Origin of the sequence: Burkholderia sp. Ac-20392 (assembly GCF_017104585.1) — a bacterium.
Taxonomy (GTDB): Bacteria; Pseudomonadota; Gammaproteobacteria; order Burkholderiales; family Burkholderiaceae; genus Burkholderia; species Burkholderia lata.
Genome location: NZ_JAAGPB010000274.1, coordinates 1 through 11,804, shown reverse-complemented (window position 1 = coordinate 11,804; position 11,804 = coordinate 1). Strand labels below are relative to the sequence as shown.

The 11,804-nt window shown below is 67.5% G+C and carries 10 protein-coding genes; 2 read left to right on the top strand and 8 right to left on the bottom strand.

The features are described 5' to 3' along the window. The 8 genes from G3N99_RS25330 to G3N99_RS25295 form a co-directional block, all read right to left on the bottom strand. The coding region (locus tag G3N99_RS25330) for a GMC family oxidoreductase N-terminal domain-containing protein (RefSeq protein ID WP_206123762.1) at positions 1 to 701 on the bottom strand (701 nt) is incomplete at its 3' end. 3 nt (positions 702 to 704) lie between these two features. After that, positions 705 to 2,201, bottom strand: coding sequence for an aldehyde dehydrogenase family protein (locus tag G3N99_RS25325; RefSeq protein WP_174983632.1), 1,497 nt, complete (start codon positions 2,199 to 2,201; stop codon positions 705 to 707). A gap of 18 nt (positions 2,202 to 2,219) precedes the next feature. After that, the gene (locus tag G3N99_RS25320) at positions 2,220 to 3,113 is read right to left on the bottom strand and encodes an MBL fold metallo-hydrolase (protein WP_206123761.1); all 894 of its coding nucleotides are present in this window, start codon (positions 3,111 to 3,113) and stop codon (positions 2,220 to 2,222) included. Between the two features lie 693 nt (positions 3,114 to 3,806). Beyond that, positions 3,807 to 4,988, bottom strand: coding sequence for a CoA transferase (locus G3N99_RS25315; protein ID WP_011350021.1), 1,182 nt, complete (start codon positions 4,986 to 4,988; stop codon positions 3,807 to 3,809). A 137-nt stretch (positions 4,989 to 5,125) separates the two neighbouring features. Beyond that, positions 5,126 to 7,078: an AMP-binding protein gene (locus G3N99_RS25310; protein ID WP_206123760.1), complete on the bottom strand. Its 1,953-nt coding sequence runs from the start codon at positions 7,076 to 7,078 to the stop codon at positions 5,126 to 5,128. 15 nt (positions 7,079 to 7,093) lie between these two features. Continuing rightward, positions 7,094 to 8,299 (bottom strand): acetyl-CoA C-acetyltransferase, encoded by a 1,206-nt coding sequence (locus G3N99_RS25305; RefSeq protein ID WP_174983622.1) that lies wholly within the window; start codon positions 8,297 to 8,299, stop codon positions 7,094 to 7,096. A 92-nt stretch (positions 8,300 to 8,391) separates the two neighbouring features. Further along, entirely contained in the window at positions 8,392 to 9,141 is a 750-nt protein-coding gene (gene fabG, locus G3N99_RS25300) for a 3-oxoacyl-ACP reductase FabG (RefSeq protein WP_174933298.1), read from the bottom strand. A 24-nt stretch (positions 9,142 to 9,165) separates the two neighbouring features. Then, positions 9,166 to 10,041, bottom strand: a complete 876-nt coding sequence (locus tag G3N99_RS25295) for a MaoC family dehydratase (protein ID WP_174933297.1) — start codon at positions 10,039 to 10,041, stop codon at positions 9,166 to 9,168. Between the two features lie 241 nt (positions 10,042 to 10,282). Here G3N99_RS25295 and G3N99_RS25290 point away from each other — a divergent pair, with 241 nt between their 5' ends. Together G3N99_RS25290 and G3N99_RS25285 are read left to right on the top strand one after the other, a co-directional pair. Next, the gene (locus G3N99_RS25290; protein ID WP_206123759.1) at positions 10,283 to 11,434 is read left to right on the top strand and encodes an acyl-CoA dehydrogenase family protein; all 1,152 of its coding nucleotides are present in this window, start codon (positions 10,283 to 10,285) and stop codon (positions 11,432 to 11,434) included. A gap of 20 nt (positions 11,435 to 11,454) precedes the next feature. After that, positions 11,455 to 11,658, top strand: coding sequence for a hypothetical protein (locus G3N99_RS25285; protein ID WP_206123758.1), 204 nt, complete (start codon positions 11,455 to 11,457; stop codon positions 11,656 to 11,658). Positions 11,659 to 11,804 lie beyond the last annotated feature (146 nt).

Below are 11,804 nucleotides of genomic sequence, written 5' to 3'. Positions count from 1 at the left end.
GTGGCGCGACGGCCGTCCAGCAGCACGCGCGTGGCGGGGCTGCCGGTGCGCAGCGTCACGCGGCCGCTTTTGATGGCCGGATGCAGGTAGGCGCGGGCGGCGCTCCTGCGTCGCGGCGTATGGCCGCGCGTGTCGATCATGAAATGCCACGGGCCGACGCCGTCCTGCGCCTGAGCATTGGAATCGGCGACGTACGGGTAGCCGAGGCTCTTGACGGCCTCGACGAACAGGTCGCACAACGGGGCGGGCAGGATCGGGTCGGTCACGATCAGCGGCCCGTTGCGGCCGCGATAGCGGTCGTCGCCGGGCCCGATCCGCGTTTCCGCCTTCTTGAAGAACGGCAGCACGTCGTCGTAACTCCAGCCCGGATTGCCCAGCGCGGCCCAGTCGTCGAAATCGCCGTGCTGGCCGCGGTTGTAGACCATCCCGTTGATCGAACCCGAGCCGCCGACGACCTTGCCCTGCGTCAGCTCGATCGTACGGCCGTCGGTGCCCGCGATCGGGCCGCTGCGAAAGCGCCACACGAGCTTGTCGTTGAACAGGTTCTTGATGTACCCGGCCGGGATGTGGATGAACGGGTTGGTATCGGGCGGACCGGCTTCGAGCACGCACACCGTATGGCCCGCTTCGGCCAGGCGCGCGGCCACCACGCTGCCGCCGCTGCCCGCGCCGACCACCACGTAGTCGAAGGTCTCGGTCATCGATCAGGCATCCAGATTGAAATTGACGGTTTTCAGTTCGGTAAACGCTTCGATCGTCGACCAGCCGCCTTCGCGTCCCGTGCCCGAGCGCTTGATGCCGCCGAACGGCGCGTTCGGAATGCTGGCAAAGCCGTTGACGCCGATCGCGCCGCTCTTGACCGCACGTGCGACGCGGAATGCGCGGCTCACGTCCGTGGTGTACACGCAGCCCGCCAGCCCGTACGCGCTGTCGTTGGCGATGCGGATCGCTTCCTCCTCGGTGTCGAACGGAATCACCGACAGCACGGGGCCGAAGATTTCCTCCTGCGCGATCGTCATATCGTTGCTCACGTTGGCGAAGAGGGCCGGCTCGACCCAGTTGCCGTTGCGGAATTCGCCACCCGGCGCGCGGCCGCCGGCCAGCAGCGTCGCGCCTTGCTGCCGGCCGCTTTCGACGTAGTCGAGCACGCGTGCCTGGTGGCGCCGGGAAATCATCGGCGCCGACGTGGTGGCCGCGTCGAACGGATCGCCGAACCGCACCTTCTGCAGCTGTTCCTGCGCGTGGTGCAGGAACTCGTCCATGATCGAGCGATGCACGACCGCGCGCGACGGCGTGGAGCAGACCTGGCCCGACAGGAACGTGGAGCACAGCCCCATCAGCGCGTGCGCGGTGGTCTGCACGCTGCGCGTGTCGGGAAAGACGAGCGCCGCGCTCTTGCCACCCAGTTCCAGCGACAGGCGCTTCATCGTCGGCGCACTCGCGATCATGATTTTTTCGCCGACGGCCGGGCTGCCGGTGAAGGTCACCTTGTCGACGCCGGCGTGCGAGGTGAGGGCGCTGCCCGTTTCGACGCCGCCGGTCACGAAGTTGAATACGCCGGGCGGCAAGTCGCTGTCGGCGATGATCTGCGCGAGCCGGGCCACGGCGAGGTTGGTGAGCTCCGACGACTTGACGATCACGGTGCAGCCGCAGGCCAGCGCCGGCGCCACCTTCATCGCGAACGTCAGCACGGGGCCGTTGTACGGCAGCACGGCCGCGACCACGCCGACCGGGTCGCGGAAGGTCATGTACTGCATGTTCGACGCACCGGAGAAGATCGGCAGCGTGTCGCCGTTTATCTTGTCGATCCAGCCGAGGAAGTGATCGAAGACGTCGGCGGCCGACTTGGCGGAGACGCGCGAATGGCGGCTGAACGCGTACGGAATGCCGTTGTCGAGCGTTTGCAGCCGCGCGATTTCTTCCTCGGCCGCGTACAGGCGCTCGACGATCGGCTGCAGCAGGCGCTTGCGGTCCTGCGCGCGCATGCGCGGCCACGGACCTTCGTCGAATGCCTTGCGCGCCGCGGCCACGGCCAGCTCCACGCCTTGCGCGCCGGCGTCGGCGAAGCTGGTCATGACTTCGTTCGTGCAGGGGTTGAGCTGGTCGAAACGCGCGTCGGGCCAATCCAGCCATTGTCCATCGATGAAAAGGCGCCCGGGGCGGACGTTCAAGCGGTCGAGATGGGAAACGAGACTGAGCATGGAATCGGAACCTGAGCGTTATTTGGGCACGCCGGTGAACACGTAGTCGCCTTCCGGATCGCGGGTAATCCGCCCGAACGACGGTGAACAGAAATGCGTGCAGGTGAACAGCGTCTTGCTGCCGTCGAGGCGCGACAGCAACGCGTGCCGCGTGGCCGACGATTGCGCGTGGTCGTGGTCGAGGATCTGCGCCATGTCCGGCCTGGCAACCTGCACCGGGTGATGCATGGCGTCGCCGGCGATGATGAAGGTCTCGGTGCCGGCGTCGATCTCGATCGCGATGTGGCCGATGGTGTGTCCCGGCGCGGAGAACACCGAGATCCCGTCGCCGAGGTCGGTGTCGCGATCGATGAAGTTTGCGAGGCCCGCATCGACGACGGGCTGGATGGATTCGTGGAACGACAGGTCCTGCGCGCGGTACATCGCGTCATCCGGGTTGCCCTGTTGCGCGGCGTCGAACTCCTGCTTGCCGAAGTGGTACTTCGCATGGGGGAAGGTGGGCAGCCACCGGCCGTCCTGCTTGTAGGTGTTCCAGCCGACGTGATCGAAATGAAGGTGCGTGCACAGCACGTCGGTGACCGCATGACGGTCGACGCCCGCTTCCTCGAGCGTCGCCAGGAATTCGAGCTGCAGACCGGAGAACGCATCGAAGCCGGCGGTGTCCTTGTCGTTCCCGACGCAGGTGTCCACCACCAGCAGGCGCGCACCGGTCTTGACGATGAAGCACTGGCTGACGGCGCGCATGCCGTGATCGTCGCCGACGTAGGGCGGCTTCATCCACGGAATGGTTTTCAGCAGGTCGGGCGTGGCGTCGGGCAGCAAGGTTTCCAGAATCCGGCTGATGTCCATTTCGACGATCTGCACGACTTCCGCATGGCCGATCCGCGAGCGAATGGTATGCAGCAACGGCATGGCGTGTCTCCTCGGTGATTATTCGACGGACGCCCCCGGCTGAAGGACGTCCTGGCGGATCGGGGCCCGGTGCACGCGTGAAGGAGGCCGTCCGTCCATTGGTTGTCGATTGCATCACATGGCATGCGGTTGTCGAGTCGTTTTGCCCGTGCTGTTTCGTACTTCGGAATAAGGCGCCCGGCAGGCGAGGCCGGTGTGCGGTGTGATCGTGACCGGAGGCGCGTTCATTTTCAGCAGGCGGAACAGCGCACACGTCGCATTGCGAAGGTCGGCGGTACGCGTATTTCATGCCGGCAGGGGCAGGGGCAGGGGCAGAGGCAGAGGCAGAGGCAGAGGCAGAGGCAGAGGCAGAGGCAGAGGCAGAGGCAGAGGCAGGCGTGGGCGTGGGTCGCCGGCCGTTGCAGGTCGGTCCATCCAGCAAGGATGGCTGCATGAACAACGCAGCGGCGTCGTACGGTAGCGCGCCGGAGACGAGAACTTGCGGCGAGAACTTGCGGCGAGAACTTGCGGCGAGAACTTGCGGCGACGGTAAGCAAAGCGAAGAAGCAGGGGACAAAAGCAGCAAGAGAACCGGCGAAGGCACGCACGCCGGACGGCTCCTCATCACAGCCAGTCCGGCAGCGAGCCGGCGCGTAACGCCCAGCGCGCACGCAACGTCGACACCAACGCCAAGGGCGCCGCACACCGTCAAGATCAAACGATCTTCCGCGCCCTCAAATCAGCAACCGTCCCCGCATCGAGACCAATCCCCGCCAGGATTTCATCCGTGTGCTCGCCGGTCAGCGGCGGCCGCGTATGAATCTCCGGCGGCGTGCGCGACAGCGTCACCGGCGTCGCGAAGATCGGCACCTGCTTCGGCGCGCCGGGGTAGTCCATCCAGCGGATCACGTCGGCGGCCTTGACGGTTTCGTCTTCCAGCGCCTGACGCGGCGAGTTGACCGGGCTGGCCGGGATGCGCGCCTTCTCGAGATCGGCCAGCGCGTCGGCCAGCGTCTTGTCCGCGCACCATGCGCTCATGATGTCGCTCAGGAATTCGCCGTGCTCGCCGCGCAGCGTATCGTCGGCGAAGCGCGGATCGTCGAGCAGTTCCGGCCGGCCCACGAGCTGGGTCCAGCGCTTGAACATCGGGCGGCCGATGACCTGCGTGATGAACCAGCCGTCGGCGGCCTTGAAGATGTCGGACGGCGCATAGCCGGACGCGCGGTTCAGCGTCGCGTGACGATCGAGGCCGAGCAGCGCTTCCTCGATCAGCGCGCCGCTGGCCATGTTCAGGCCCGTGCACAGCAGCGACGCGCTGACTTCCTGGCCCATGCCGCTGCGCTGGCGTTCGTAGAGCGCCAGCATGACGCCGAGCGCGCAGGAAAACGCGGTCGCGAAGTCGACCACCGGCACCATCGCCTTCTGCGGCCGGTCGGGCGTGCCCGCGATGTGCACGGCGCCGCTCAGCGCCTGGCCCACGCCGTCGAAGCCCACGCGGTCGCGCACCGCCTCGCTGTTGCCGAACGCATTGGACGCGACCAGGATCACGTCGGGCTTGATCGCACACAGGCTGGCGTAATCGAGGCCGAGGCTCTTGAGCGTGCGCGGCGGCATGTTGGCGATCACCACGTCGGCGTCGGCGACGAGCTTGCGCACGATCTCGCGCCCCTCCGGGCTGTCGAGATCGAGCGTCATCGAGCGCTTGTTGCGGTTGACCTGCAGGAACAGCGCGCCTTCGCCGTGTTCGGTGACGGGCACGATGAAGCGATCCTCGCCGCCGCCGACGCGGTCGATGCGGATGACGTCGGCGCCGTAGTCGGCGAGCAGCGCCGAGCAGAACGGCCCGGCGATGAAGCGGCCGAAATCGAGGACCTTGATGCCTTCGAGTACTTTCATGTTTCGTTTGCGGTTAAGTCGGCCGCCCGGCCGATCGGGGATCGGTCAGGCGGCCATGCCGGTTGCGCTTCATGCGAGTGCACGCATCGCATGGCTCGATCCGGTGCGGGGCGGCCCGGGGCCGGACGTCGCGCGGGTCAGGAGACGGTCGAGGCCGCGCGCACTTCGTCGAGCGCGGCGGGATTGTCCAGCGACGACAGGTCGCCCGGCGGCTGCCCGCAGTACACGCTGCGGATCACGCGTCGCATGATCTTGGAGCTGCGCGTCTTCGGCAGTTGCGCGACCACGTGCACGCGGCCGGGCCGGAACGGGCGGCCCAGCCGCTTGTCGACGTGACCGGACACGAGCGCTTCCAGCTCGGCAGCTGCGCCCGCCATGCCGGGCTTGGGCACGATGAAGACCACCAGTTTCTGACCCTTGTCGGCATCCGCCACGCCGATCGCGGCCGCTTCGGCCACGTCGTGCAGCTCCAGCACGACTTCCTCGACCTCGGCCGGCCCGAGCCGCTTGCCGGCGACCTTCAGCGTGTCGTCGGAGCGACCCATCATGAAGTAGTTGCCGTCAGGCGTGCGCAGCGCGAGATCGCCATGCACCCAGATGCCCGGAATGGTCTGCCAGTAGGTTTCCAGGTAGCGCTCGTCGTCGCGCCAGAACGAATGCGTCATGCCGACGAACGGCGCGCGGATCGCCAGCTCGCCGACTTCGCCGGTCACGCTCTGGCCATCGGCATTGACGACGTCGGCGGCCACGCCGGGCGACACGGTGTTGAAGCCGCTCGGCGGAATCGGCCGGATCGGCACGCTCGCGAGCAGCGCACCCGATGCCTCGGTGCCGCCCGTGTAGTTGATGACGGGCGCCGTGCCGTCGCCGAAGCGTTGCAGGAACCAGTTGAAATGCTCGGGTGCGATGCCTTCGCCGGCGGTGATCAGCAGCCGCACGGTGGAGCGGTCGCCCGCGAGCGCCAGTGCCTCGTGGCTCGCCATCCCGCGGATCAGCGTCGGCGCCGAGCCGAAGTGCGTGACGCGGTGACGTTCGACCACACGCGACATGCGCGACCAGTCGGGGTAGTCGGGCGCGCCGTCGTAGCACACCAGCGTCGCGCCGCGCAGCAGCGCGCAGCCGAGCACCAGCGTGCCGGCGATCCAGCCCATGTCCGCCGGCCAGCAATAGACGTCGCCGGGCTGCACGTCGAAGTGGATCAGCGAGTCGTGCGCGATCTTGATCGGGAAGCTGCCGTGCGTATGCACGACGCCCTTGGGCTTGCCCGTGGTGCCCGACGTGTAGATCACCATGAACGGCGTGTCGGGCGTGACCGACACGGCGGTGCTGCGTTGCCCCGGTGCGGCGGCTGCGGTCTCTTGCCAGTCGAGGTCGCGTGCGTCCTGCGCGGTGTCGCCTTCGCCGCGCTTCCAGATCACGTGCTCGAGCAGCGGCAACTGGCGCCACGCGTCGCGCAGCGCGCCTTGCACGTCCACGCGCTTGGTGCGGCGCGAGAAGCCGGTGGAGGCAATCACCATCCGCGCTTCGGCGGCGGAGAGGCGGGCCACGATCGCGTCGACGCCGAAGCCGCTGAACAGCGGCACGACCAGCGCGCCGAGATGCACGATCGCCAGCAGCGAGACGGTGGCCTCGACGCCGTTTTCCATCAGCAGGCCGATGCGGTCGCCCTGCTTGACGCCGTGACGCGCGAGCCCCGCGGCGAAATCCTGCACGCGCTGCTCCAGTTCCGCGAAGGTCAGCGTGCTGACGCTGCCGTCCTCGCGTTCGGCCACCACGGCCTTTTGCTGCGCCGTGGCGGGATGCCGCGCCCACGCGTAGATCGTGTTGACCCAGTTGAGCTTGCCGCCGGGGAACCAGCTCGGAAACTGCGCGCCGCGCGACAGGTCGACATAGCCGGTCGGCGGCACGTCCCACGCGATCGCGCATTCGCGCATCACGGTGTCCCAGTAGCGTTCGGGTTCGGCGATCGATACGCGCATCAGTTCGTCATACGACGGCACGTCCAGCGCGCGCATCAGCTTCACGATGCCGGCGTTCTGCAGCTCGCGCTGGCCCGGTTGCCAGGTCTGGCCGGATTCAGGGTGGCTCATGGTTGGTCTCCTGCCTTATGCGCGTTCGACGATCATCGCGATGCCCTGGCCGCCGCCGATGCACATCGTTTCCAGGCCGTAGCGGGCCTGGCGGCGCTGCATTTCATGCAGCAGCGTGGTCATGATGCGCCCGCCCGTCGCGCCCACCGGGTGGCCCAGCGAAATGCCCGAGCCGTTCACGTTGAGCCTGTCTTCCAGCGCCGCCATCGAGCTGCCCCAGCCCTTCACGCAGGCCAGCGCCTGGCATGCGAACGCTTCGTTCAGCTCGATCAGGTCCATCTGGTCGAACGTGAGGCCGGTGCGCGCCAGCACCTTCTGCACGGCCGGCACGGGGCCGATGCCCATGCGCGCCGGGTCGCAGCCGGCGGCCGCCCAGCCGACCAGCCAGCCGATCGGCGTGAGGCCCAGTTCGTCGAGCTTGTCCTCGGCGACGATCAGGCACGCGGCCGCGGCGTCGTTCTGCTGGCACGCGTTGCCGGCCGTGACGACGCCGTCCTTCATGATCGTGCGCAGCTTCGCGAGGCTTTCCAGCGTGGTTTCGCCGCGCACGCCTTCGTCCTGTTTGACGATCAGCGCATCGCCCTTGCGCTGCGGCACGGCGACGGGGACGATCTCCGCGTCGAAATAGCCGGCCTGCTGCGCGGCGGCGGCACGCTGGTGGCTGCGGGCGGCAAAGCGGTCGGACGCTTCGCGCGTGATGTCGTATTCGCGTGCCAGCGTCTCGGCCGTTTCGATCATGCCGCTGATGCGGCCGAAGCGGCTTTCCGGCTGCGAGCGCTCGCGGCCGCGGTCGAGCCGGTCGTGCATCGTGACCGAGCCCGCGCGCTTGCCCCAGCGCATGTCGGTCGTATAGAACTCGACGTTGCTCATGCTTTCGACGCCGCCGGCCATCACCACGTCGGCCGCGCCGGTCTGCACCATCATCGCCGCGGTGGCCAGCGCCTGCACGCCGCCGCCGCAGCGGCGGTCGAGCTGCATGCCGGCCACTTCGATCGGGAAGCCCGCTTGCAGCGCGACCCAGCGCCCGGTGCACGGCGTCTCGCCGCTTGCGTAGCTTTGCGCGAACACGACGTCGTCGATGCGCGCAGGGTCCAGCCCGGTGCGCTCCACGACGGCACGCGCGACGGTGGCGCCGAGTTCCTCGACGGGAATGCCCTTCAACGCGCCGCCGAACGCGCCGACGGGGGTGCGCAGCGGGGAGACGATGGCTGCTCGTTTCATCTGGGTTGCCTCTTGAATGTCATGAATGTTCCGCCGCCAGCGCGCGTCTGTCACGCGCTGGCTGCCAGGGTTCGTGGTCTGCCGTCGTGCGATCAGCCGTAGCGTCCGCCCGTGACGTGCAGCACTTCGCCGCTGATGAAGCCGGCGCGCTCGCTGGCCAGGAACGCCACCGCGTCGGCGATGTCGTCCGGGCGGCCGACGCGCTTGATCGGCTGGGCCGCCACCGCGCGCTCCTTGATCGTTTCGTAGGTCGGCAGCGCCTGCACCATTTCCGTTTCCATGAAGCCGGGCGCCACGCAGTTCGCGGTGATGCCGTAGCGGCCTTCTTCCATCGACAGCGCCTTGGCCATGCCGATCAGGCCGGCCTTCGCGGCCGAGTAGTTGGCCTGCGTCGGGTTGCCCAGGTGCGCGCGCGAGCTGATGTTGATCAACCGGCCCCAGCCTTGCTCGATGAAATGCGGCATGACGGCCCGCGCGGCCAGGAACGCGCCCTTGAGCATCACGTTCATCACGAAATCCCAGTCGTCCGCGCTCATCTTCACCAGGTACTTGTCGCGCGGCGCGCCGGCGTTGTTCACCAGGATGTGCACGCCGCCGAAATGCGCGACGGTTTCATCGACGAGGCGCTGCACGTCGGCTTCGCTGGTGATGTCGCCCACGATGCAGTGCGCGGCCAGCCCTTCGTCCCGCAGCGCCTTCGCGGTGGCCTGCGCGAGCTCGGCGTTGATGTCGGTGATGACGACGCTCGCGCCTTCCTGCGCGAGCCGGCGCGCCGTGGCGGCGCCCAGGCCGCGTGCCGAGCCGGTGACGATGGCGACTTTGCCGGTCAAACCCAGATCCATGTGTGTCTCCTGAAGAATTGCGATTCAGCGCAGGTCGACCCGCGCGTTGGTCAATACCACCACGTTGCGCTCCACAGCCGTGACGCGCAGCGAAACCGTCTTGTCGCGCACCCACATCTCGGTGCGCAGCGTGTCGCCGGGCCATGCCGGCGCGGTGAAGCGCACGCGCATGCCCGCGAAGCGCGTGTTGTCGTAGTCGAGCACCGTGCGCAGCACCGCATGCGCGGCCACGCCCATCAGCGCCATGCCGTGCAGGATCGGCCGCGGAAAGCCGGCCGCGGACGCCACTGCCGGATCGGCGTGCAACGGATTCAGGTCGCCGCTCAGGCGATAGATCAGCGCCAGTTGCGCGGGCGTGGTCAGTTCGCACACGTGGTCGGGCGCGCCGTCGGGCATCGCATGCGGGGTCGGCAGCGGGTCGGTGCTGCCGCCGTCGCCGAAGCCGCCGTCGCCGCGCAACAGGCTCAGTTGCACCACGGTCGCAAGCAGGCGGCCGGTGTCGGCATCGGCGATGTCGCGCGTCTGCTGCAGGAAGGCGCCCTTGTTTTCCCCCTTGTCCCACAGGCCGGTGATGCGCGTCGTACCCGTGATGCGGCCGCTCGGCGGCAGCGGCGCGTGAATCCGGATTTCCTGTTCGGCGTGCAGGAGCTTTTGCCAGGTGATGCCCGTGTCCGGTTCGCGCGCCCAGAACCCCGGGTACGCGAGCACGTTCGCCATCGTCGGCAGCGCGCGCAGCGACTCGCTTTCCTTGCCTTCGTAGACATAGCGCAATTGCCCGGCGTCGAGCGGGTCGGCGCCGAGCCCGAGGCCGAGCGCATAGAGCTGGGTATCGCGCAGCGAGTACGCATGCTCGATGGGCGGAAAGCGGCGGGACAGCAGGTGATCGGGCTGGAGCGGCATGGCGAATGACATGGCAGTTGATTCGAGTCCCTACGATGGAACCGTGCCGATCACCGGTCAACGCATCCGGGGAGTTTGTTCCGTACCTTGGCAGACGCCCGGCCGTCCGGGTCGCCGGCTCCAGTCCCCGCCTAGCCAGCGCGATTTCAATCTACGGAACGTTTTCGGCGGCGTGATTGTTTCGGGCCGGCGCTCGGCGCAGCATTTCGACGTTTTCTCCACCTTTTTCAGGCTTACCGACATGATTCGCGATCAAGAAACGCTCAACGGCCTGCTCGACTCCATTGCCCGCTTCGTGCGCGAGCGTCTGGTGCCCAACGAGGAGCAGGTAGCCGAAACCGATGAAATTCCCGAGGACATCGTCGCCGACATGAAGGCGATGGGCCTGTTCGGCCTCACCATTCCCGAATGCTTCGGCGGGCTGGAGCTGACGATGGAGGAGGAGGTGCTCGCGGTGTTCGAGCTGTGCCAGGCATCGCCGGTGTTTCGCTCGCTGCTGGGCACGACCGTGGGCATCGGTTCGCAGGGCATCCTGTTCGACGGCACGCCCGAGCAGCAGGAACGCTACCTGCCGCGTCTCGCGACCGGCGAGCTGATCGCGTCGTTCGCGCTGACCGAGCCGGAAGCCGGCTCCGACGCGGCGTCGCTGCGCACCACGGCCATCCGGGACGGCGACGACTACGTGGTCAACGGCACCAAGCGCTTCATCACGAACGCGCCGCATGCCGGCATCTTCACGCTGATGGCGCGCACCAATCCGGAGGACAAGGGCTCGGGCGGCATCTCGGCGTTCATCGTCGACGCGAAGACGCCGGGCATCAGCTTCGGCAAGCGCGACAAGAAAATGGGGCAGAAGGGCGCGCATACCTGCGACGTGATCTTCGACAACGTGCGCGTGCCGGCCGCCAACCTGATCGGCGGGAAAGAGGGCCAGGGTTTCAAGACGGCGATGAAGGTGCTCGACAAGGGGCGCATCCACATCGCCGCGGTCTGCGTGGCCGTGGCCGAACGCATGCTGTCGATGGCGTTGTCGTATGCGATGGAGCGCAAGCAGTTCGGCAAGCCCATCGCCGATTTTCAACTCGTGCAGGCGATGCTCGCCGACAGCAAGGCCGAAATCTATGCCGCGCGCTGCATGGTGGTGGACGCCGCGCGCCGCCGCGACGCGAAGCTGCCGGTGAGCACCGAGGCGTCGTGCGCGAAGCTGTTCGCGTCCGAGATGTGCGGGCGCGTGGCCGATCGTGCGGTGCAGATTTTCGGCGGCGCGGGGTACATGGCCGAATATGGCATCGAGCGCTTCTATCGCGACGTGCGCCTGTTCCGCATCTACGAAGGCACGACCCAGATCCAGCAACTGGTGATCGCCCGCAACATGATCCGCGACGCGCAATGATGCGCCGGGGGGCTAATGCGGTGAGCGGCTTCGAAACGGGCGCCGGCTCGCGGCGATGCGGTGCATCCGTCGCACCGGATGACCATGCGGTCGACGCACGGCAAGCGCCGCTCGCGTCGGGTGCGCACGGCACGCGGCGCGTGGACGTGAACTGGGCCTGGGCGACCGGCAGCGCCCACTACGACTGGATGGATCACGCGCCGCTTTTCGATCAGCGCGACTGATCCGGATCGGGCTCGTTTCGGGCCCTTAATTCACCACACCTGACACGGCCCGATAGCGTCGTGTTGGGACAGAGTGTATATCCCGGCTTAGTACTCGACGTATCGCTGAGTCGTCACAAAAACAAGCATACAATGATCACTCATCA